At 67.7% G+C, this 23,027-nt stretch carries 17 protein-coding genes; 8 read left to right on the top strand and 9 right to left on the bottom strand.

Going from position 1 to position 23,027, the window contains the following annotated elements:
• Window positions 1–232 precede the first annotated feature (232 nt).
• Genes MK181_04135 through MK181_04120 form a run of 4 tightly spaced genes read left to right on the top strand, consistent with a single transcriptional unit; the run spans window position 233 to window position 4,777 of the window.
• Window positions 233–865, top strand: coding sequence for a TetR/AcrR family transcriptional regulator (locus MK181_04135; protein ID MCH2418987.1), 633 nt, complete (start codon window positions 233–235; stop codon window positions 863–865).
• Window positions 862–2,496 carry an amidohydrolase family protein gene (locus MK181_04130; protein ID MCH2418986.1) on the top strand — a complete coding sequence of 545 codons (1,635 nt, stop codon included), beginning with the start codon at window positions 862–864 and terminating at the stop codon, window positions 2,494–2,496. Before MK181_04135 ends, MK181_04130 begins: the two co-directional genes overlap by 4 nt.
• Entirely contained in the window at window positions 2,493–3,473 is a 981-nt protein-coding gene (locus MK181_04125) for a GTP-binding protein (protein MCH2418985.1), read from the top strand. The genes MK181_04130 and MK181_04125 overlap by 4 nt, the downstream gene beginning before the upstream one ends.
• 14 nt (window positions 3,474–3,487) lie before the next feature.
• The gene (locus MK181_04120) at window positions 3,488–4,777 is read left to right on the top strand and encodes a beta-lactamase family protein (GenBank protein MCH2418984.1); all 1,290 of its coding nucleotides are present in this window, start codon (window positions 3,488–3,490) and stop codon (window positions 4,775–4,777) included.
• Between the two features lie 23 nt (window positions 4,778–4,800).
• Here the strand turns inward: MK181_04120 and MK181_04115 are convergent, their stop codons facing one another.
• From MK181_04115 to valS, 3 genes are all read right to left on the bottom strand, one after another.
• On the bottom strand, window positions 4,801–6,390 hold the full coding sequence (locus MK181_04115) for an amidohydrolase (protein ID MCH2418983.1): 1,590 nt from the start codon (window positions 6,388–6,390) through the stop codon (window positions 4,801–4,803).
• A gap of 2 nt (window positions 6,391–6,392) precedes the next feature.
• Entirely contained in the window at window positions 6,393–7,196 is an 804-nt protein-coding gene (locus MK181_04110) for an enoyl-CoA hydratase/isomerase family protein (protein MCH2418982.1), read from the bottom strand.
• Window positions 7,197–7,260: 64 nt separating this feature from the next.
• Entirely contained in the window at window positions 7,261–9,888 is a 2,628-nt protein-coding gene (gene valS, locus MK181_04105; GenBank protein ID MCH2418981.1) for a valine--tRNA ligase, read from the bottom strand.
• A gap of 52 nt (window positions 9,889–9,940) precedes the next feature.
• On the opposite strand from valS, the gene MK181_04100 reads away from it, so the two are divergent.
• Complete coding sequence (locus tag MK181_04100) at window positions 9,941–11,128, top strand: MFS transporter (protein ID MCH2418980.1); 1,188 nt, start codon at window positions 9,941–9,943, stop codon at window positions 11,126–11,128.
• 17 nt (window positions 11,129–11,145) lie between these two features.
• Here MK181_04100 and MK181_04095 read toward each other — a convergent pair whose 3' ends face one another.
• On the bottom strand, window positions 11,146–11,970 hold the full coding sequence (locus MK181_04095) for a phytanoyl-CoA dioxygenase family protein (protein ID MCH2418979.1): 825 nt from the start codon (window positions 11,968–11,970) through the stop codon (window positions 11,146–11,148).
• A gap of 56 nt (window positions 11,971–12,026) precedes the next feature.
• Between MK181_04095 and MK181_04090 the strand changes: the two genes are divergently transcribed.
• On the top strand, window positions 12,027–12,590 hold the full coding sequence (locus MK181_04090) for an RDD family protein (GenBank protein MCH2418978.1): 564 nt from the start codon (window positions 12,027–12,029) through the stop codon (window positions 12,588–12,590).
• An 84-nt stretch (window positions 12,591–12,674) separates the two neighbouring features.
• Window positions 12,675–13,346 (top strand): carboxymuconolactone decarboxylase family protein, encoded by a 672-nt coding sequence (locus MK181_04085; GenBank protein MCH2418977.1) that lies wholly within the window; start codon window positions 12,675–12,677, stop codon window positions 13,344–13,346.
• Between the two features lie 90 nt (window positions 13,347–13,436).
• Here MK181_04085 and MK181_04080 read toward each other — a convergent pair whose 3' ends face one another.
• The 3 genes from MK181_04080 to MK181_04070 form a co-directional block, all read right to left on the bottom strand.
• Window positions 13,437–14,750: an FAD-binding oxidoreductase gene (locus MK181_04080; protein MCH2418976.1), complete on the bottom strand. Its 1,314-nt coding sequence runs from the start codon at window positions 14,748–14,750 to the stop codon at window positions 13,437–13,439.
• Window positions 14,751–14,862: 112 nt separating this feature from the next.
• On the bottom strand, window positions 14,863–17,307 hold the full coding sequence (locus tag MK181_04075; GenBank protein ID MCH2418975.1) for an FAD-dependent oxidoreductase: 2,445 nt from the start codon (window positions 17,305–17,307) through the stop codon (window positions 14,863–14,865).
• A 63-nt stretch (window positions 17,308–17,370) separates the two neighbouring features.
• Window positions 17,371–18,897, bottom strand: coding sequence for a trimethylamine methyltransferase family protein (locus MK181_04070; protein MCH2418974.1), 1,527 nt, complete (start codon window positions 18,895–18,897; stop codon window positions 17,371–17,373).
• A gap of 159 nt (window positions 18,898–19,056) precedes the next feature.
• On the opposite strand from MK181_04070, the gene kynU reads away from it, so the two are divergent.
• A complete protein-coding gene (kynU, locus tag MK181_04065) occupies window positions 19,057–20,340 on the top strand; it encodes a kynureninase (GenBank protein ID MCH2418973.1) in 1,284 nt (427 codons plus the stop codon).
• Window positions 20,341–20,465: 125 nt separating this feature from the next.
• Here kynU and lhgO read toward each other — a convergent pair whose 3' ends face one another.
• Both lhgO and ald read right to left on the bottom strand, forming a co-directional pair.
• Complete coding sequence (gene lhgO / locus MK181_04060) at window positions 20,466–21,683, bottom strand: L-2-hydroxyglutarate oxidase (GenBank protein ID MCH2418972.1); 1,218 nt, start codon at window positions 21,681–21,683, stop codon at window positions 20,466–20,468.
• 141 nt (window positions 21,684–21,824) lie between these two features.
• Window positions 21,825–22,946: an alanine dehydrogenase gene (ald, locus tag MK181_04055; protein ID MCH2418971.1), complete on the bottom strand. Its 1,122-nt coding sequence runs from the start codon at window positions 22,944–22,946 to the stop codon at window positions 21,825–21,827.
• Window positions 22,947–23,027 lie beyond the last annotated feature (81 nt).

Raw genomic sequence — 23,027 nt, 5'->3', positions numbered from 1 at the left:
AACACGTCGTGATCGACGCATGGGTCCCCTCCATGTTTCGGAAATTGTTGATGTCAGAATCTGTTGGCGGTGCTCCACCGCAGAAGCGGGGCACACCGGCCTTACCGAGTTGACGATACGGAACCGTACTGTATTCTCACCCCACCGCCAAGGCCCGGCCGACAGTGTGACGGTCGGTCGAGTCCGAAAGGGTGGCGGAGAACACGGTGTACGGCTCCGAAATGGGGACGCTATGGCAGAAAACAGGGTCGACGCAACGGCGGAGGGTGACGATCCGGTGACGGTCGGTAGTGCCGCTGTGCCCGATCCGGGCGGTGAAGCCATCCTGGACACGGCAATTTGGCTCCTGGCCGACGGTGGCCTGTCGGCGTTTACCATCGATCGACTGGCCTCAACCGCCCGGGTGTCCAAGACGTCGATCTACCGACGGTGGCCCGACAAGAAGGCCGTCTTCCGGGCCGTTCTGAGTCGGTGGGGCCACCGAGCTGAGGTCGTTGACGTGGGGGACTTCGCCACCGAGCTCGACCAGTGGTATGCCGACCGCAGGGACACCTACAACCGGGAGGGGTTCCGTGAGGTGGCGACCAGCCTGCTCGAGCTTTCCGTACACGATCCGGAGATCGGCCGAGCCATGGACGCCGACCGCCGATCCGGCTGGACCGCCATGCGCCAGATCCTCCACAGGGCGCTCGACCGGGGGGAGATCACCGGGGTCGACGACGTGGACCACCTCGAGCAGTTCTTCCTCGGCCCGATCTACTGCCGGGCCGTCCTCGAGGGCCAGGAACTAGACGACGCCAGCATTGCCAACTTCCGGCGCCTCTCCCTCACCGCTGTCGGCTACCGGAAGGCCCCGAGGGCATGATCACCGTCTACCCGGCTCGTCGGATCCACACCATGGACCGGTCGTTACCCGAGGCCTTAGCGGTGGCCGTGCAGGGCGACCGGATCGTGGAGGTCGGCTCGCTGGAATCGCTGCGGCCCTGGTTGGACGTCCACGACCACGTGGTCGATAACCGGTTCGTCGATGCCGTCCTGCTACCCGGCCTCATCGACCCGCATGTCCATCCGCCCCTCATGGCCATCCTCCTAGCCACCGAGTGGATCACCCCCGAGTCGTGGAACCTGCCGGGCGGCGTTGTCGAGGCCACCGTCGGTCACGAGGCCTACCAGGCCCAGCTGGTCGAGCTGGAGGCTGCCCACCCGTCCGGCCAGCCGTTTGTGACGTACGGCTGGCACCAGCAGTACCACGGCTCGATCAGCCGATCTGACCTCGACGCCATCTCGACCACCCGACCGATCGTGGTGTGGGCAAGGTGCTTCCACGAGCTCTGGTGCAACGGTCCGGCCTTGGAGTGGCTTGATGCCGCCGAAGGGGCGGCCTGGGACCCCCACATCGACCTCGAGACGGGTCGGCTGTGGGAGTCCGGACTTGCCTGGGGCCTAAACACTCTGCGAGAAGACCTCTTCGCCGACGGCCGGTACGAGGTACTCATGGAGGACGTCGCGACCCTGGTCCACCGCGGCGGCGTTACAACGATTGCCGACGCCGGCTTCGGCGGCATGGCCCTGCCCGACCGAGAACTAGAGGTGCTGGCCCAGGTTCACGAAGGCGACCACATCCCGTTCCGCCAGTACCTGATCCCCCAGGCCCCCATCTTCAAGAGGGAGTACGGGTCCGACATGTTCAACCGCATCGAAGCCCTGGCCGAGCATTCCTCGGAGCGCATCCGGTTCCTGGACGCCGGCAAGTTCTTCGCCGACGGCGCTTTCATGGGCCAGATCATGCAACTCCGGGAACCCGGCTTCATCGATGGCCACCAGGGGACATGGATGGTCGACCCGGACCGCATTGCCCACCACATGCGGCCCTTCTGGAACGCCGGAAAGCAGATAAACGTCCACGTCACCGGTGATCTAGGTGTGGACGCCGTGCTGGACGCCATCGCCGAACTGCTAAACGAGAAGCCCCGGTTCGACCACCGGACGGTGCTGCACCACTTCGGTATCTCGACCCAGGCCCAGTCCCGCCGGGCCGCAGCCCTCGGCTGTGCTGTACAGGTCAACGGGTACTACCTCCGATACTTCGGCGACCAGTTCGTGGCCGAGGGCGTGGGCGCCGAGCGGGCCTCCCTGATGACCAGGGTGGGATCGGCCCGGCGCAACGGCATGAGCGTGGCCCTGCATTCCGACCTGCCGATGGGGCCGCTCCAGCCGATGCTCGGGGCGTCGATCCTGGCCACCCGGGTGTCGGGCTCGGGTGTCGTCCTCGGACCGGAGGAATGTCTGAGCCCGTACGACGCCCTGGCCGCCATCACCATCGAGGCGGCCTGGCAGCTCCGACTCGACCACGAAGTCGGCTCCTTGGCCTCCGGAAAACTGGCCGACCTGACGGCACTGGAGGAAGACCCGTTCGAGCGGGATCCGTCGACCTGGCCTGACATCGGTATCCGCGCCACCATGCTGGCTGGTCGGATCTACCCCCTGACCGGTTGACCGGTCGACCGATGGACGGGGGTCCGACGGGGCGCATCCCGATGGTGGTCCTGGGCGGCTGGTTGGGGGCCGGGAAGACGACACTTGTCAACCGCCTGCTACGTGCCGCCCACGATGAGCGCATCGCCGTGGTAGTCAACGACATCGGCGAGGTCAACCTGGACGCCGAACTGGTCGCGGCCCGAGACGGCGACACTGTGGAGCTCACCAACGGCTGCGTGTGCTGTTCGATGGGCGAGTCGCTGGCCCTGACCCTGCGCGACCTGGTCCTGGCCGAGCGCCCGCCGGACCGGTTGGTCGTGGAGGCCAGCGGGGTGGCCGAACCCAACCGTGTGGCCGCCTACGGCGACCGACGTCGGATCCGGCCGGACGGCGTGGTGGTGGCCGTCGATGCTGTGGACGTCGTACGGCGGGCCGCCGATCCGACCTACGGACCGCTGGTCTGCCGCCAGGCCACCGCGGCCGACCTCCTCGTGGTGACCAAGGCCGACCTCACGGCCGACCGGGCAGAGTCCGCCCGCCGGTGGTGCACCGCGGTGGCTCCCGGTACCCCCATTGTGGTGGCGTCCGACGACGACGGATGGGTGCCGCTGGCCTTCGGCGGGTTGGACGCCGCCCTGCCCGTGCCGGCCGACGCCCTCGACGTCCCGGTCGTCGGCACCATGTGGACGGCTGACGGCACGGTGGACGTGGAGGCCGTGGTGGAGGTCCTCGAGGCATGGTCGGACCGGCTGCTAAGGGCCAAGGGGGTCCTGACCGACCGGCACGGCTGGTCGGTGGCCGTGCACCTGGCCGGCGGCCGGGTCACCGTGGACCCATTCGCCGGACCGGCCTCCGGCCGTCTCGTCGCTGTTGCCCCATCGGGCGCCCTGGACACCGACCGGCTGGTGGCGGCGCTCGACTCCACCCGGTCCTCTTCCAGATCCAACCGGAACCCCGACTGGTCGACTACGGGAGAGGTATCGCGGCCGTGCTGACCCCGAATCTTGTCGTGACCCTGATCAGCCCCGAGACCGGCCGCCCCCGGCCCACGGTGCTCGAGGCCCTACCCGAACCGCTCACGGCGGCCGAACACGGTTTGATGGTGGGCGTCCCCGTGCCGGCCGACAAGAGGGTCCACCACGGGAACTGGACGGCCTGGCCCAACATCCGGTGGGCCCTCACCCACATGGACGAGTTGCGGGCTTCGGGCCGGATCAGCCGGGGGCCCGGCCCGGCCGACCCACTCCCCCCGACCGAACCGGCAGAGACGGGAATCGACCTAGACGGCCTGGCAATCGACAACGGGAGCGGGGGCGCCTGGACGCTCGACGAGATGCTCTATCGCACCTACACCGATGCCTTCCTGGTGCTGCACCGGGGCAAGGTGGTAGACGAGCGCTACTTCAACGGAATGGGTAGCTCGACCCGCCACGGCATGTTTTCCATGACCAAGACGGTCACCGGGGTTCTGGCCCTGCTTGCCGTCGAGGATGGGGCGATGGGTCTCGACGACCCGGTGGTCGATCACGTGCCAGAACTGGCCGACACGGCCTACGCGCCAACCACCGTCCGCAACCTCCTGGACATGACAGACGGCATCCGGTTCGTGGAGGACTACGCCGACAACGGGTCGGACATCCACCGCTATGCGGTGGCCATGGCGTTCACTCCCGTGCCAGAGGATTGGGACGGACCGGACGGAATCCACGAGGCGATCCTCGGATTCCAAGCCCGCTCCGAGGTCCCCGGGGAGGTGTTCCTCTACAAGTCGGTTACCACTGACGTCCTTGCCTGGGTCACGGCCCGGGCCACCGGTCGGAGGTGGATCGACGGGGTGTCCGAGGGGATCTGGGGACCGATGGGCGCTGAGGAGGACGCCATGGTGATCCTGGATAACCACGGCATTGCCGTGTCGTCGGGCGGGATGTCGTGCACCGTGCGCGACCTGGCTCGGTTCGGGCGGATGCTGGGCCGGTCGGGCCGGGTCGGCGAGGGTGCCGACGAGCGCCAGGTCATCCCGACCTCCGTGGCCGATGACCTGGTGGCCGGGGGTGAGCCCTACCCGGGGAGTGGCGGGGGCTACCCCACCCGGGAGGGGTGGACCTTTCACCGCCAGTGCTGGAACCTGCAGCGGGTAATGGGGGCGTTCATGCCCATGGGTGTGCACGGCCAACGCCTGTTCTGCCACCCGGGGAAGGACCTGGTGGTAGCCAAGTTCGGGTCGCACCCGGTGACCGGAAACGTTTTCACCGACGTGACCCACGAGTCGCTTTACCGTCAACTCCTGGAGCGCTGTTGACCGGGACGCGGGCTCCGGCGGAATCAGGCCTCGTACTCGGTTATGCCGTCTACCACGGTGGCCCGCACGCCGATGTCCCGGATGGCCATCGGGTCCACGGCGAATGGGTCGTTGTCCAGCACCACCAGGTCGGCCAACTTTCCGACCTCCAGCGTGCCCTTGAGGTGTTCCTCCTGGTTGAGGAAGGCGGCGGCTGAGGTGTAGCCGGCCACTGCGTCGGCGACTCGGGCCCGCTGCTCGGGTCCTAGGAGCTCACCGTCCCGTGTGATCCGGTTGACGGCCGCCCAGATGGTGAACAGCGGATCCAGTGGGGTGACCGGCATGTCGCAGTGCAGGGCGTGCACGATGCCGTGGGCCGTGAAGCTGGCCAGCGGGTCGATGCGCGACCCTCTTTCTGGGCCCAGGAAGCGGTCCCGGTGGCGGTCGCCCCAGTACCAGATGTGGTTGGCAAACACTGACGCCAGCACTCCGAGGCGGGCCATGCGTTCCAGCTGGTCCTCGCGGGCCGTCTGGCAGTGCTCGATGCGGTGCCGGTGGTCGTGTCGAGGATGGGCGGCCAGTGCGGCCTCGAAGGCGTCCAGCGTGTTGTCGATGGCCGCGTCGCCGTTGGCGTGCACCGCGACCTGCCATCCGTCGGCGTGGGCTTCGGTAACCAGATCGATCAGCTGGGCGGCGGGGATGACCTCGTACCCGTTGACGTCGGGGCGGTCGTGGTACCCCTTGCACAGACAGGCCGTGTACCCCTGGATGGACCCGTCGGAGATGAACTTGAGGGCACCGACAGACAGCCGCTCGTCGCCCATACCGGTACGGAAGGGCAGCGCGTCTGCGGATTGCCAACCGGGGAAGAGGCGGGTACGGACCCGGATCGAGCCGTCCTCCACTCCCTCCTGGTAGATGGCGTACATGGTCTCAGCCATCACCAAGGCGTCAGTCATGGTCGTGGTGCCGACCTTCAGGCAGTGGTCGCTGATGGCCTTGGCCCCAGCCCGCATGGCCGCTGGGTCGGCGAACGGAAGGACGGCCCCTACGGCGAAGTTTGCTGTCTCCTCCATGCATCCGTTGGGTCGGCCTGACTCCTCACGCTGGAAGTGGCCACCTTTCGGGTCGTCGATGTCATCGGTGACGCCGGCCAGGGCCAGCATCCGGTCATTGGCGTAACCGAGGTGGCCTGAGATGTGCCGGATGTAGATGGGATGCTCGGTGCTGACCCGGTTCAGGTCGTGGCGGGTGAGGTGCCTGTCGTCAGCCATGATCGAGTCGTCAAAGCCCCACGCTCTGATGGGTTCGTCGGCCGGCAAGGCGGCCGCAGCCTTCCGCAGAACGTCCACCACGTCGTCAATGGACCGGCAGTCTGGGTAGCCGATCTGGGGGGATCCGAGTTGCACGCCGGCAGCGATGGGGTGCATGTGGGTCTCGATAAAGCCGGGCAGCACCGTGGACCCGTCGAGGTCGACGACCTCGGTGCCCGGACCGACCAGAGCGTCGACGTCGGCTCGACTGCCCACGGCGACGATCCGCCCCTGCCAGGAGGCCAGCGCTTCGGCGGTCGAGGCTGTCGGGTCCAAGGTCCGGAAGGAAGCGTTGGTGAATAGCCGGTCGGCGATGGGCACCGTCAGCTCCGGTTTCGCTTGTCCAGCAGACGGGCCAGGTAGGCCTCGCGTGAGGCCCGGCCCTCGGGGTTGCGCAGGGCAGCGGTCAGGCCGTCGGCATCGGACCACGACCGGCCGGTGCCGACCATCTGGTCGGTCACCGCGTTGACGTGGCGCTTGGTGGCTAGCACGGCTGCCCGGGGCCGCGAGGCCACCTCCTCGGCGAGGCCGTCGACCGCCGAGTCAAGGTCGGCGGCCGGGACGATCCGGTTTAGGAAACCAGCGGCCAGGGCCTCCTGGGCGCCGAATGGCCGACACGTCATGACCAGTTCCTTGGTGAGGGCTGGGCCGATCTCGCGGACCAGCCGGGGGATCCCTCCCCAAGCCAGTGGGATACCCAGGTCCACTTCGGGGATGGAGAACGAGACCTCGTCGGTGGCGATCCGTAGGTCGCAGGCCGCGGCGAGTACCAGGCCCCCACCCACCACGTGGCCGTGTAGAGCGGCTACCAGCACCGGCGAGGTCCGTTCCAGGGCATCGGCCATGAGGCGGCCGGTATCGGCCGGAACCCGACCTCCGGCCGGCGACGGGCCCTCATCGCCGAACACCGTCAGGTCGAAGCCGCTGCTGAAGGCTCGACCGGCGCCTCGCACGACCACCACCCGCAGGTCGGCCTGGTGGTCGAACCAGGCCGCGGCGTCGGCCACCTCGGCCATGAGCTGGTTGGACAGAGCGTTGAGTCGGTCCGGTCGGTCCAGGGTCAGAGTTGCCCGGCGACCGTCGCATTCGACCCGGATGGTCTCGAAGTCGGGGACGTCGCTCGCCATGCCCGGATTCTCGTCCGGTGGCCGGGCGGGTGCGTCACCGGACCGCGGTCCGTCCTACCCGGAGTCAGCCGGCAGCTGGTTCCAGGGTGACCTCGGCTGACAGGGCGTCGCCCTCCACGAGGTCGATTCCGGTGGCCCGGGCGGCGGCTGTCACATCGCCCAGCACAGGTCGTAGCAGGGCCAGGCGCTCGGCGGTATCGGTAAGCGTGCAGGCGGTAACCGGGGTGGCCAGCGAGCGCTTCTCGGTCGTCTTGTGGCGTCGGATCTCGGCTAGGGCGGCGGCGGCCACCGCGGCGGTGGTCGGGTCGACATGCTCTCCGTCGACGGTTGCCGCGTCCCGCAGTTTGTCCGAGGTGGGCCAGGTTTGGCGGTGTACGGACCCGCCCCGCCACCACGACCAGACCTCCTCGGTCACGAAGGGGAGGAAGGGGGCGAAAAGGCGTAACAGAGTGGACAGGGCCAGTCGTAGGGCGTGGCGGGCCGATTCGGCTCCCGCCTCGTCGCCCTCGTATGCCCGGCTCTTGACCAACTCCACGTGGTCGTCGGTGAACGTCCAGAACCAGGCCTCGGTGCGTTCCAGCGCCCGGGCATAGTCAAAGCCGTCGAAGGCCTGGGTGGCCTCGTCGACCAGGTCAGCCAGGCCCAGCAGCATGGCCCGGTCCAGTGGGTCGGTGATGGCCTCCGGATCGACAGCCAGCGGGGTTCCGCTGTCAGTTCCGAAACCCAGGGCGAACCGGCTGGCGTTCATGATCTTGATGGCCAGGCGCCGGCCGTTCTTCATCTGGCCGTCGTCAAACGCCGTGTCGGTGCCGGGGCGCCCGTTGGCCGCCCAGTACCGCACGGCGTCTGAGCCGTGCTTGTCCAGGAGGTCGAGCGGGGTGACCACGTTGCCCTTGGACTTGGACATCTTCTTGCGGTCGGGGTCCAGAATCCATCCGCTGAGGGCGCAGTGCCCCCACGGGGCAGTGTCGGCTTCAAAGTGGGAGCGCACGGCGGTGGAGAACAGCCAGGTTCGGATGATGTCGTGGGCCTGAGGACGGAGGTCCATGGGGTAGGTGCGGGCGAAGAGGTCGTTGTCCTCTTCCCAGCCGCAGGCGATCTGCGGGGAGAGCGACGACGTGGCCCAAGTGTCCATGACGTCGGTGTCGCCTGCGAAGCCGCCGGGTCGTCCCCGTTGCGACTCGTTGTAGCCGGGCGCCGGGTCCGATGACGGGTCGACCGGGAGGTCGGCCTCGGCGGGGACGATCGGCGTGTCGTGGATCGGCTCGCCGTCTTCGTCCAACGGATACCAGAGAGGTAGAGGAACGCCGAAGAACCGCTGGCGGCTGATCAGCCAGTCGCCGTTTAGTCCGTCGATCCAGTTGGTGTAGCGGGTTTGCATGTACGGCGGGTGCCAGGCCATTTGGTCGCCCCGGGCGATGAGGGCAGTCCGGAGGTCGGTGTCCCGGCCGCCGTTGCGGATGTACCACTGGCGGCTGGTGACGATTTCCAGTGGTTTGTCGCCCTTCTCGAAGAACTTCACCGGATGGGTGATGGCCTCGGGCTCGCCGACCAGTTCTCGGGTCTCTCGGAGGATTTCCACCATCTCGGCCTGGGCAGAGAAGATCGTCTTGCCGGCCAGGCGGGCGTAGGCGACCCGGCCGGCCTCGGAGTCGAGGCCGGGTGGTGGCTCCGGGTTGATGCGGCCGGCACGGTTGATGATGGCTCGCACGTCCAGGTCTAACTCGCGCCACCAGGTCACGTCGGTGGTGTCGCCGAACGTGCAGATCATGGCGATGCCGGTGCCCTTCTCCGGGTCGGCTAGCTCGTGGGCCCGGACGGGGACCTCCACGCCGAAGGCCGGGGTGGTCACCGTGGAGCCAAACAGGGGCTGGTAGCGCTCGTCATCCGGGTGGGCCACCAGGGCCACGCAGGCGGCCACCAGCTCGGGCCGGGTGGTGGCGATGAGGACGTCGTCGCCGTCGGAACGGTGGAAGGCCAGCGTGTGGTAGGCGCCGGGGCGTTCCCGGTCCTCCAGCTCGGCCTGGGCGACGGCCGTGCGGTGGGTCACGTCCCACAGGGACGGGGCCTCGATCTGGTACGCCTCACCGCGGGCCAGATTGCGGAGGAAGGCCCGCTGGGAGGCCCGCTGGCAGCGCTCGTCGATGGTGGCGTAATGCTGGGTCCAGTCCACGGACAGACCGAGACGGCGGAAAAGGGTCTCAAAGGCTTGCTCGTCCTCGGCGGTGAGCACGTGGCAGAGGTCGATGAAGTTGCGGCGGCTGATGTCAATCTCGCCCCGCTTCTTGATGGCCGTCGAGTCGCCGGCGTCGTCGGGGGCGGCGAAGTCTGGGTCGTAGGGCAGCGACGGCTCGCAACGCACCCCGAAGTAGTTCTGGACCCGCCGCTCGGTGGGCAGGCCGTTGTCGTCCCACCCCATGGGGTAGAAGACCTCGCGTCCTGCCATGCGCTGGTAGCGGGCGATGGTGTCGGTGTGGGTGTACGAGAACACGTGCCCGACGTGCAAGGAGCCGGAGACTGTGGGAGGCGGGGTGTCGATGGAGAACACCTCGGAGCGTTCTCGGGTCCGGTCAAAGCGGTAGGTGCCCCGCTCCTCCCAGACGGCGTCCCAGCGCTCCTCGATGTCCTCGAGGCCGGGCCGCTCGGGGATGGCGGGAACGGGCGCGGCGGCCGCTGCGTCGGGGTGGTCCATGACCGTCCGAGACTACCGGCGGGCTTCCGGCACCCCGCTAGCCTGCGCCGCCGTGACCCGCCACCCACAAGGCTCCGAGGATCGTCGGCGCGCCCGCCCTCCAGGCTTCGGTGTGGTGTGGTTCACGGTGGCTCTAGACATGGTGGGGTTCGGGATCATGCTGCCCGTCCTTCCCTTGTACGCCGAGGAGTTTGGAGCCTCTCCGGCCGTGGCCGCCGCGGTGCTCGCCGTTTTCTCGGCTGCCCAGATGGTGGCCGCCCCGCTGTGGGGGCGCCTCTCGGACCGGGTGGGGCGTAAGCCAGTGCTGGTCGCTGCGCTGGTCGGCTCTTCGCTGGGCAGCCTGGTTACTGGTCTGGCCGGTGCCTTGTGGGTGCTGTTTTTGGGCCGGGTCTTGGACGGGGCGTCCGGGTCGTCGTACGCCGTGGGCCAGGCCGCGGTGGCCGACCTGGCCGAGCCAGAGGACCGGCCTCGACTTCTGGGCCTGCTGGCCGCCGCCTTTGGGGTGGGCTTCGTAGCCGGTCCGCTGATCGGATCGATCGCTGCCCTGGGTAGTCGGGAGCTCCCGTTCTTCGTGGCCGCAGCTCTAGCTGCCGGCAACGCCCTGGTGGCTCTGGTACGCCTGCCGGCTGGGCGCGCGGCTCCGACCAGCGCTCCGGAGCCCCGGACTGGGGGACTGGCCTCTTGGGGCTTGGCGGGACCGGCCGTGAGGCGCCTGGCCGGCCTGGCCATGGTGGCCATGGTGGGTTTTGCCGGGTTCGAGGCCACGTTCGCCCTGCTGGTGGAGCGGCGCTTCCCGGAGGTCGGGGATCCCACGATCTACGGGCTGTTCGCCTCTATCGGCCTGATGATGGTGTTCGTGCAGGCCCGGATCGTGGGTCCGGCCAACGCCCGCCTGGGGACCCGGCCGACTCTGCGTACCTCCCTGGCCCTGGTGGCCGCAGGCATGGTCGTGCTGGCGGCCGGGGGAGGTTGGTTCGGCCTGGCGGTGGCCTTGGTACTGCTGGTCACGGGCCAGGGGGTGTTCGGGCCGACGTTGTCCAACGCCACGGTGGAGACGGTGCCCATCGAGGGCCGAGGAGCGGCTCTCGGATTGCAGCAGGGAGCGGGGGCGTCAGGACGAATCCTGGGACCGCTGCTGGCTGGCCTGCTCTTCGATCGGGTGGGAGTGGAAGCTCCGTACCTGGTAGCCGCCGCGCTGGCCTTGGCCGCACTGGTCCTTGTGCGGCGCGCCGACCGCTGACCCGCCTGTTCCCGTGGTCAGGCCGACCAGCCCAGGGGGAAGCGGTTGTCGTCGGCCGGGTACTCGCCGGGGATGGCTGTGGTGTCGTCCTGGCTGACGCTCGGATCACAGCCGGGGTGCGGTGCCCAGACGGCGTCGTCCCCCAGCCAGCGGGTGGACAGGGCGGTCCGTCGCTTTGTGCCGGCGTTGCCCGGCGAACCGTGGACGATCCACGACGAGAACACCAGGGCGTCGCCCGGCTCCACGTCAAAGCCCACGATGTCCCACGCGTCACGGTCTGCCTCGATGTCAGGACAACGTTCGCCCACGAAGTCGGCCGTCCACGCCGATTCTCCGGTGAACGACTCGGGTGCGAAGTACCGGTTCCAGCGGTGTGAGCCGCGGACGAACTCCAGCGAGCTCTCGGGCACGCTGGCCCCAGTGCACGCCACCCATACGGAACAGATCTGCTGGCCCAGGAACGGCCAGTACGGAATGTCCTGGTGCCACGGGGTGGGCGATTCTGTGCCTGGCTCCTTCACCAGCAGGTGGTCGAAGTAGAAGCGAACCGTGGCGGAACCCATCAGGGACGCGGCCAACTCGGCTATACCGGACTCGAACACGAAGCGTCGCATTGCCGGCTCGGTGCGCCACAGGTATCGGGTGGTGAAGAGCCGACCGGCCGCCTGTTCAGGACCGGTGTCGGTAACCCAGGGGCCCGGTTCGGCGAGCTGCCGGTCGGCGAGGTCCTTGATCTCCGTCAACAGGTCGGCGTCGACGGCGCTCGGCACGTGGACCACACCGTCTTCGACGAAGGCGCTTTTTTGACCGTCGGTCAGGGAGGTAGTCCAGGCAGTGGCCATGCGTCGCACACCGTAGAGCCGGAAGCATTGGCGGGTTGTTGTCCTAGCCTCCCCTCATGGACGAGTCTGAGAACACCGCCCTAGTGGCCGCCACGTGGTGGACACGGGGCAAGGCGGCCATTATCGATCTCCTGATTTTCTTCGGCGCTGCCGTGGTACCCGGAGCGATCTTTATTGCTGGCTTCGTCGTGGCATGGGACGAAGGCCGCCCGGGCGTACCAGAGGGATTTTCGTTTGACAGCTCGGCGGTCCTGTTAATCGTGATCGGGGGGATCCTGGGCCTCGGATGCCTCATTTGGGGCGGATGGCTGTTCGGCTACCGCCAGGGCGTCACCGGCCTGACACCCGGTAAGCGGCGCCTTGGCATTCACCTGGTCGACGGAGATTCGGGTCTAGTCCCGGGTGGCGCCAAGGGTGTGGGTCGCTGGCTGGTCCCAGGCATCGTCGGTGGGATCCAAGGCATCGGCAACGCCCTCCAACTCATCGACATTCTCTGGCCGCTGTGGGACTCCAAGAACCAACGCCTCATCGACAAGGTCTTCAAGACCCGAGTGCTCGTCGGCTCACCTGCGGGGGTTGACACCGGGCCGCCTTTGCCAGAGAGCCCCATCATTAGTTGACCCCACCCGGACTGCAGGAAACCGGTCTGGGTAGGCGGTCGCCCGGCTGAGGACCGGTCTACGGGCTAGCCCTACCATCCGGCTATGGCACGGTTGCGGCAGGTCCGTAGGGCTGATCTTCATCCGGGAGCCGAGCCGATCTTCCAGTTGCTGTTCGGCGACCGGGACCCGGTCGACGAGCCCGGCACCCCGACGGGTACTCCGGGTGACTGGTGGACCACCTTTGCCCTGGTTCCCGACGTGTTCGACCATGCCGTGGCGGGATTTGCCCTGTACCGGAGTTCCCGGCGCCTGCTCGACCCGAAGCTCCGAGAACTTGGCCAAACCCGGGTTGGCTGGTGTGTGGGTAGCCGGTTCGTCTACTCCCAGCACTGCAAGTCCTGTCGAACCGTCGGCATCCCCGACGAGAAGATCGCTGCCATCGAGTCTTGGGAGACAGCCGATTGCTTCGACGACGCCGAGCGGGCCGTCCTGGCCTTCACCGACGCCCTGTCTATCCAACACGGTCGGGTCCCCGATGGCGTGTTCGATGCCCTTCGGGACCACCTGTCCGACGAGGAGATCCTGGAGTTGGCTTACATAGTCGGCACCTACGCAATGCACGGGGCGCTCAGCCGAGCCTTACGCCTCGAGTACGACGCCGAACCACGGGTCCTTGCTGAGGAACCCGGAGACGAAGAGTCACTCAGCGCCGATTACACCCGCGACGAGCTGAGGCGCATCTTCCGAGTGGTGGATCCCACGGACGGATCCTGACCAACGACGTATTCCTCGGGTCCGCTCACCGTGTTCCCAACGGATCGGCATCCTCCCCCGAACGGGGTCAGGTAATAGTCAAGACCTCGGTCAGCCGTTTACTGAGAACGAACTGTTGGGGTTGATCTCCCGGTTGCGCCGGTAGAAGCCCATGTCCATCTCAAGGCCCGTGTAGACACCGGCGACCACCAAAGGGTCGGTGTCGTGGTCGTGGCCCCCCTCGACGGCCTCGATCAGCTCGGCCATGCAGTAGCCGGCCACCGGGGCGTTCTTGAACTGATTGCCGCTCGACCCGATGGCTACGTAGAAACCGGCCAGGTCGGTCCGGTCGTAGATAGGGATCCAGTCGTCGGACACGTCGTAGAGGTCGACGATGCCCTTCTTCTCGGACGGCACACCGAGGTCGGGCATGCGGCGGGCCAGGCGCAGTACCTGGGCGTTCCACTGCTCGTCGGTCACCACGTCATCGAAGACGTCGGGGTCGTCCACCCAGACCTGCGCGTCGCATGCTGGGTCTTCGGAGCCGATAAGGATGTTGTTGCCCGACTCGGGCCGCACGTAGATGGCCAGGTCGGAGTCCGACGAGTGAAGGCCATCCTTTTCGAAATCCAAGTTGGTCGGCGCCGGGACGTGGTGCACCTCGTGGCGCAGGGCCTTGGTCTTGATGTTCATGGAGTCGTACACGCCGGCCATCTTGTTGATGACAAACGAGTGCGGTCCGGCCACGTTGACCACCACCGGTGCATCGACCTCGGTACCGTCGGCCAGCGTGATCCCGGTCACCCGGTTATCGGCCCGCCGGACTTCGACCACCTCAGTATTGAAGCGGAACTCGCCACCCTTGGCCTCGGTGGCCCGCTGCAGGTTGTGGGTGGCTAGCTGGGGGTCGCTGACATAACCCGAGTCAGGGGTGTAGAGAGCGCCGATCAACTCTCCCTCCGGCTCGGTCCAGAAGCGATCGTCTTCGGGACGGCATGGTTCGCCGTGGGTGCCGTGCTCGTAGAACGGGTAGCGCTCCCGGAGCTGATCGTTGTCCAGTATCTCGTAGGGCACGCCCACCTCGTCGAACAGCGGCAGGACCTTTTCGTGGTGTCCGCCCTCGAGCATGAATAGGACGGTGCCACACTGCATGTACAGGGCGTGGCCGCGCTCGTCCTCGCTGTCCAGGTAGTTCGACCAGTCCTTCCAATAGGAGAAGCCTTCGTAGGCCATGGCCACGCCGTCATATGTTGAGTAGTGGGCGCGCACGATGGCGCACGAGTTGCTCGTCGACCCGTAGCCGGACGCTGGCAGTTTGTCGACGTTGAGGGTCTTCCAGCCCTTCTTGGCCAACTCGAAGGCAGTGGCGCCGCCAATCACGCCGGCGCCGATAATGATGGCGTCGTAGCGTTCGTTGTCACTCATGATGCTTCCTCGGATCACTCTGGCTGCACGCCGGGGGCGCACAGGCTGAACGTCTCGTCACTCGGATTATCAGCGTCCACCGGGGACGCTCGAAGGAGGGCGGCTGATCGGCTCAGCCGCGCATCCGCTCGCCGGCGGGATCGTACAAGGGTTCCAGCTGGAGGCGGGCTGGACGCATTTGTCCCAGGATCTCGACTTCGAAGCCGTCAAGGCCGGAGGACCCGTCGGCGAGATGGGTGGGGACATAGCCCAGTCCGACGCTGCAGCCGATGTGGTGGGCGAAGCCGCCGGAGGTAAGGAAACCCACGCACTCGCCAGCGTGGAACACGGGCTCGTCGTGGATGGCGTCGGCGTCGTCGGCGTTTATGACCAGGGTGACCAGGCGGCGAGACGGGCCCCGCTCCAACTCATCCATGGCCGCCTCCCGGCCGATGAAGTCGGCTGGCTTATTCACCTTTACAAACCGCGACATGCCGGCCTCGGCCGGGGTGAAGTCAGGCCGGTACTCCAGGTTCCACACACCAAACCCTTTCTCTAGGCGCAGGGACATGAAGGCCCGGCCTCCGAACGGGGTGACGTCCAGGTGGCGGCCCTTCCCTCCGGATCCACCGGCCGCCACGATGGCCTGCCGCAAGGTTTCCTGGTGCTCCCCGGCGCAGTAAAGCTCGTAGCCCAACTCCCCGGTAAACGAAAGACGGGCCAGCACTACCGGCACCCCACCCACCGTCATCTCCCGCAGGTCCCGGAACCGCAAGCCGTGGTTGGAGACGTCGTCGTCGGTTAGCCGACCCAGGAGGTCCCGAGAATCCGGACCGGAGAGGGACCAGCCCAGCAGGTCCTCGCTCCGGTCGACGACCGCCACCCCCTCATCAGGGAGGCGCTGCAGGAACAGCCGCATGGTGATGGCCGGCATGGCACCCGAGCCGAACAGCACGAACCGGTCCTCGGCTAGGCGCCCCACCGTCAGGTCAGCGGCTAGCCGACCCTTCGGGGTCAGGACCGGGGTGAGGGTCAGGCGCCCGACCTTCGGCAGGTGGTTGGCCACGATGCCGTCCAGGAAGCGAGCAGCTCCGGGACCAGAGACTTCGTACTTGGCGAAGTTGGCGATCTCCAGGAGGCCGACACCAGTGCGCACGGCCCGGCACTCCTCAGCGACGGGCCCAAATGCGTTGGACCGGCGGAAGGTGGGGATCTCGATCTGTCCGGGTCCCTCCGGGGAAAACCAGAGGGCGTGCTCCAAGCCGAAGGATGCGCCCCACACCGCTCCCTGGGAGTCCAGGGCGTTGTACGACGGCGTAGTCCGCCATTCCCGGGCCGCCGGCAGCTCCTCGTTGGGGTAGGTGAGCATGAAGCGTCGCCGGTAGTTCTCCTGGGACTTCAGGAAGGTGTAATCCCTGGTGGCGAAGCCTCCGAACCGGCCCACGTCCATGGCGTACACGTCCATCTCCGGCTCACCGTCAATGATCCACTGGGCCAGGCACAGGCCGACACCGCCGGCCTGGCAGAGCCCGGCCATCACCGCGCAGGCCACCCAGTAGTTGTCGATACCAGGGACCGGGCCGATGAGTGGGTTGCCGTCCGGGGCGAAGGTAAATGGGCCATTAACGACCCGGGCGATGCCGGAGGAGGCAAGGGCGGGCATTCGCTGCTGGGCAACCTCGATCCGGTCGGCGAACCGCTCCAGGTCGGGAGTCAGCAGGCGCATCCCGAAGTCCAGGGGTGTGGTGTCGACGGACCAGGGTTTTCCGGCGTTCTCATAGGTTCCCACCAGCAGACCGTTGCCCTCCTGCCGGGTGTAGACGCCACCCTCGTAGTCAATGGTCACCGCCAGCTCGCCGTCGTGGTCGACGATTTCTTGCAGTTCCTCGGTGATCACGTACTGGTGCTCCATGGGCAGTAGGGGCAGTTCGACGCCGACCAATCGGCCCAGCTCCCGAGCCCACAGGCCACCGGCGTTCACGACCACCTCGGCGTTGATGAGCCCCTTCTCGGTGTGGACGTCCCATGAGCCGTCGGGTCGCTGCGTCAGGTCATGGACCGGGTTGTTCCGGATGATCTCGGCACCGTGGTGGATGGCTGACCTGGCGTAGGCGTTGGTCACGCCCGATGGGTCGACGCTCCCATCCGCCGGTTCGAACAGGGCGCCCAGGTACTCGTCGGTGTTAATCAGCGGATTTAGGCGCTTCACCTCATCCATGGAGATGAAGTCGGCATCCATGCCCATGTATCGGGCCTTGGCCCGCTCGAGGCGCAGGTAGTCGAGGCGCTCGGGTGTGGAGGCCAGGTAGAGGCCTCCCGGCCAGCGCGTGCCACAGGAGACGCCGGACAGCGCTTCGATCTCGGCGTATAGGGCCAGGGTGTAGGACTGAAGGGAGGCGATGTTGGGGTCGGAGTTGACGGTGTGGACGACTCCCGCGGCATGCCAGGTGGATCCGGCAGTGAGTTCGGCCCGTTCGACCAGCATGCAGTTGTTCATGCCCATCTTGGCCAGGTGGTACAGCACACTGACACCAGTGACGCCGCCACCGATGACCACCGCATCGACTCTCGTCCTCATTCCTCGTTCGCCTTTTGGTAGTTGGGTGTTCCGGTTGGTACGCGTTCCTGCCGGCAAGTGGGCCTAGTACCAGGCGTCGTCCATTGACGCCTTCCTACGCTCCACGAACTCGGCCAGGGCCTCGTCCACACCGGCCGGCAGGGGTGGCGACTCGTGGTTGGCTAGGCGGGCCTTCCAGTCGGCGTTGGCCCGCTGTCGAGCATCCAGCTCGCCCTCCTCGCTCCACTGCTCCCACGAGGCCGAGTCACCAAAGGCGGCCTCGTAGTAGGCGGTCTCGTAGTTGGCCAGGGTGTGGGCCGATCCGAGGAAGTGGCTACCCGGCCCCACCTCGTGGAAGCCGCCCATGGCGAAGGCGTTGTCATCCAGGGCCATGCCGCGGAGCAGGTGGTGGGTCATTCCCAGCCTGTCGTTGTCGAGCACCAGCTTCTCGTAGTCCATTACCAGGCCACCCTCCAGCCAGCCTGCGGCGTGCAGCACGAAGTTCGCTCCGGCCATCATCGCCGTGTACAGCGAGGCGGCGCTCTCTTGGGCGGCCTGGGCGTCGGGCAACTTGGACGAGGTGAAAGAGCCGCCACAGCGCACAGGTACGCCCAGGCGTCGCGCCAACTGGCCGACAGCGAAGTAGGCCAGCCCGGCCTCAGGGGTACCGAACGTTGGGGCGCCAGACCGCAGTGACATGGTGGTCAGGAAGTTTCCGTAAATGGCCGGCGCGCCGGGACGGACCAGTTGGGTGAGGGCCATCCCCACCATGGCCTCGGCGTGGGCCTGGGCCACCGCGCCGGCCGGGGTCACCGGCCCCATAGCCCCGCCCAGGATGAACGGGCAGATGACCATGCCCTGGCCGGCCGCCGCGTAGTGCCGGATCACCTTGGTGACCGCACCGTCGTACACCAGCGGCGAGTTCACATTGATGTTGGCCATGATCACGCAGTGCTCGTCGAGGCGGTCGGTGCCGAAAACGATGCGGGCCATCTCGATGGAGTCCAGCGCCCGCTCGGGTGCGGTGATGGCTCCCAGAAGCGGCTTGGAGGAGTGCTGGAAGTGGAGTGCCAGCATGTCCAGGTGGCGCTTGTTGACCGCGACGTCAGTCGGTTCACAGATCACCAGGCTCGAGTGCTGCGTCCACTCCAGGGTGTGGTTGATCTTTACTAGGTCCTCGAGGTCGGCCATGGTGCCGTAGCGACGCCCCCGGTCCAGGTCCCGGACAAAGGGCATGCCGTACCCAGGGGCGAACACGGTGTGTTTACCCCCGATGGTCACCGACCGCTCGGGGTCCCGGGAGTGCTGCACAAACTCACTAGGGGCGCTGCGGGTGACGATGTCGGTCACGAGGCCGGGGTCGAAGCGGAGCCGCGGTCCGTCAACGGTGGCCCCGGCGTCGCGGAACAGCTCGATGGTGACCTCGTCGCCCCACACCTCGATCCCGACCTCGGCCAGGATCCGGTCGGCGTGCACCTGGATCAGGTCGAGGCCGTCCTCCTCGAGCAGGTCGTAGTAGGGGATCCGCCGTTCGAGCTTCTGGACGACGTCCGATGCCCGTGACCGGGACCGAGCGCTGCGGTCTCTTCGGCGTCGCCGGGTAGCGGTCATGGCGTGTCGTACCCTCCCGGATCTCCAGTTGCGGCCACCGGGCGTCGGCGGATCTGATAGCCCGGCCGGCAGATCGTACGAATGGGCCGGTGGTGGCGCAACGACGTACCCCGTGGACCAGCACCGTCGTACCGGACCGGGCCGGGTACCGTCGCCGCCGTGGCTGTCTCCGCGCCCGGACCCCCTCCGGACCTCCGCCCTGCCGACGAGTTGGATGCCGCCGACCCCCTGGCCGGCTTCCGCGACGAGTTCGTCCACGCCGACGACGAACCGGGGTTCGTCTACCTGGACGGCAACTCGCTGGGTCGACTCCCGCAGCGGGCCGTTGCTCTGGCCTCCGAGGTGGTGGAGCGGCAGTGGGGCCATCGCCTGATCCGTAGTTGGAACGAGGGCTGGTTCGACTTGCCGATCCGCCTCGGCGACCGCTTGGCCGGGTTAGTGGGGGCTGGTCCCGGAGAGGTGGTGATGGCCGACAACACGTCGGTGTGTCTCTACAAGGCGGCCGTGGCCGCCCTGGGGGTACGGCCGGACCGGACTCGGATCCTGACCGACGATCTGAACTTCCCGTCCGATGTCCAGGTCTTGCGGGCCGCGGCCCGGGCTGCCGGACCGGAACACGAGGTGGTGGTGGTGGGATCCGATGGGGTGCATGGTCCGCTGGACGGTCTGCGGGCGGCCCTGGACGACCGGACGGCCCTGGTGTCGCTGTCGCACGTGGCCTACCGGTCGGGATGGAGCTGGGACCTGGGAGACGTCACCGGAATGGCCCACGATGCCGGGGCCCTGGTCCTTTGGGACCTCTCCCATTCGGTAGGGGCGGTCCCGATCGACTTGGGGGCTGCCCGGGTGGACCTGGCCGTGGGGTGTACCTATAAGTACCTCAACGGAGGCCCAGGTTCCCCGGCCTTCCTGTACGTTTCGGCCGACCTGCCGGAACTAACCAACCCGGTGGCTGGCTGGTACGGCAGCGACGACCCGTTCGACTTCGACTTCAACGCCGACCGAGCCGCCGGGGCGACACGGTTCTTGACCGGCACGCCGCCCGTCCTATCGGCGGCGCTGGTGAGCCCCGGTCTGGACCTGGTGCTGGAGGCTGGGATGGACAGGCTGCGGGCCAAGTCGGTAGCCCTGACCGAGCGATTCTTGGCCCTGGCCGATGAGTATCTGGTGGAGCGGGGATTCGAGGTGCGCTCCCCCCGGGACGCCGACCGACGGGGCTCCCACGTGGCGCTGGCCCACCCAGAGGCCCGGGCTGTCGGCCAGGCCCTCATCCACGAGGAGTCGGTGGTTCCCGACCACCGTCCTCCCGACCTGCTGCGCTTCGGCTTCGCTCCGCTCTATATCCGGTTCGCCGACGTGGACGAGGCGGTGGCTCGCATGGTGCGGGTGGTGGACTCCGGTGGTGCCGACCGGTGGAGGGAGACCGCGCCGGTCGTCCCCTAACCGGTCAGGTCCGGGGGTCTACCGACCAGGTCGGTTATCGGGATCACCGTGTAGCCCGTCGGGCTTCGATCTTGTGGCTATCGGCCATGGTCTTTTCGGTGGGCGGTCCCATATATCGGGCGTGTTCAGTGGGCTAGACCGGCCATCACGCGATCGGCGACCAACGTGCCGATCTCCAGCGATGCTGTGGCGGCAGGTGATGGGGCGTTCAGGACGTGCAACGACCGGTCGCCGTCGAGCAGGTGGAAGTCATCGAGCAGGGTGCCACCCCTGTCAACAGCCTGGGCCCTTACTCCTGCGGGCGCCCGACGAACGTCGGCGGCATCGAGGCCTGGGACTAGCAGTCGTGCGGCTGTCATGAAGCGGTGACGTGACAACGACCTGAACATCTCGTCTAGGCCGGGGCGCCAGTAGCGACGCAGGAGCCGTGCCGTGCCGGGCCACACCAGGGTTGAAGCCATGTCGCGTAGTGAGATGTCGGACCAGTTGTAGCCCTCCCGGGCTAGGGCTAGCACGGCGTTGGGGCCGGCGTGGACCCCGCCGTCGAGGTTCCGGGTGAGGTGCACACCCAGGAACGGGAAACGCGGATCGGGAACCGGGTAGACCAGACCCCGGACCAGGTCGGCCGACGGGCCGGTCACGTCCAGGTACTCGCCCCGGAAGGGCAGGATGCGGGCGTCGGGTCGCGCTCCTGAACGTCGAGCCACCCGGTCAGCGTGGAGTCCGGCGCATCCCACCAGGAACCGGGATCGGATCGGGCCATTCGGCGTGTCGATTAGCCAGCCTTCGGCGGTTGTCGTCGCCCGTCCGGCTTGGACTCCGGTCCGGACTTCTCCACCCGCCGCCGCGACTAGCCCGGCGAGGGATTGGGCCACGGCGGCGAAGTCGGCTCGGCCGGTGGATGGGACGTGCAGGGCGGCCACGCAGGACACGTGGGGCTCGTGTTCGGCCGCCGCCCCAGGGGTGAGTTCGGTGACCGGCACTCCATTGGCCCGGGCCCGTTCGGCCAGGGCGGTCAACTGGGGCCGCTGGTCGTCCGATGTGGCCACGACCAGTTTGCCGCAGCGGTCGTGGGCGATTCCGTGGTCGGCGCAGAAGTCCACCAACCGTTCGCCACCCCGGACGGCTAGGCCGGCCTTCAGCGAGCCGGGTGGGTAGTAGAGGCCGGCGTGGATCACCCCGCTGTTGCGGCCCGTCTGGTGGACGGCGACGGTGTTCTCCTTCTCAAGCACCACCACCGAGATGCCGGGCAGGCGGCGGATCAGGGCGTGGGCTGTGGCCAGGCCGAGGATGCCTCCGCCCACCACGACCACGTCAGCCCGAGGGTCGGTGAGGACGACCATGGTCCGACGCTACCCGTGGCCCAGAACCGGGCCGGTCGTCGGAAGACGAGGGTGTCTTGGTACCGCTCCGCTATGTCGTGGATGGATTGGAACCGGAGCGGCCTTGTTCGATGGCCCGCTGAGGGTGGGTCGGGCGGAGGACTAGCGCCGAGTTAGAGCGACGAGAGGGTCGACGTGTTCCAGGTCGAAGGTCTCGGCCACGGCGCGATCGGTCACGCCACCGGCGCAGACGTTTAGGCCGTTCAGCAGGTGCGGGTCGGCCTTCAGAGCGGCATCGGTTCCTCTGTCGGCTAGGGACAGCGTGAATGGCAGGGTGGCGTTGGACAGGGCCTGAGTGGACGTGCGGGGCACGGCGCCTGGCATGTTGGCTACGCAGTAGTGGACGATTCCGCCCACCGCGAAGGTGGGGTTGGTGTGAGTGGTGGGTTTCGTGGTCTCGAAGCAGCCACCCTGGTCGACGGCGACGTCGACAATCACCGAGCCGGGCCGCATGCGCCTGAGCATGTCGCGGGTCACCAGGTGGGGTGCCCGAGCCCCCTTGACGAGCACGGCGCCGATCACCATGTCGGCGTCGTACACCGAGGCCTCGAGCTCGGCTTTCGTGGAGTACACGGTCTTGACCCGACCGGCGAAGCGCTTGGCCAGACCGTCTAGCACGGCATGGCTGCGGTCCAGGACGGTGACGTCGGCTCCCAGGCCTACGGCCATCTCGGCTGCGTTCTCGCCGACCACCCCGCCGCCGATGACGACGACCCGGCCCGGACGCACGCCGGGTACGCCGCCCAGCAGTAGGCCGGCGCCACCCTGGGTGGCCTCCAGTGCGTGGGCTCCGGCCTGGATAGACATGCGGCCGGCGATAGCCGACATGGGTGCCAGGAGCGGCAGACGGCCGGCGTCGTCTGTCACCGTCTCGTAGGCGATACAAGTTGCCCCGCTGGCCAGGAGGTCCTCGGTCTGGGGACGGTCGGCCGCCAGGTGGAGGAAGGTGAACAGGGTGTGGTGGGGCCGGAGGCGGGCCCGCTCGGGGGCGAGCGGTTCCTTGACCTTGACGATCATCTCGGCGTCGGCGAACACCTGGTCGGCCGAACCGGCGATGGTCGCGCCGACCTCCTTGTAGGCCACGTCGCCGAACCCGGCGCCCTCGCCGGCACCGGTTTCGATGCGCACGTTGTGGCCGCGGGCCACCAGTTCTCCGGCGGCGGCCGGAGTAAGGCCGACCCGTCGCTCGGCGTTCTTTGTCTCGGCGGGGACCCCGATGTCCATGGAAGTGCTCCGTCGTCCGGTGGGGCTGTTGTGCCCCTCGTGGGGTCAACGCTACGGTCGTGGTGACGCTGTTTGATTGTG

The organism is Acidimicrobiales bacterium (genome assembly GCA_022452035.1).
In the GTDB taxonomy this organism is placed as follows: Bacteria; Actinomycetota; Acidimicrobiia; order Acidimicrobiales; family MedAcidi-G1; genus UBA9410.
Note: the sequence above shows the minus strand (reverse complement) of the source record. Positions and strands in the feature narration are given on the sequence as shown.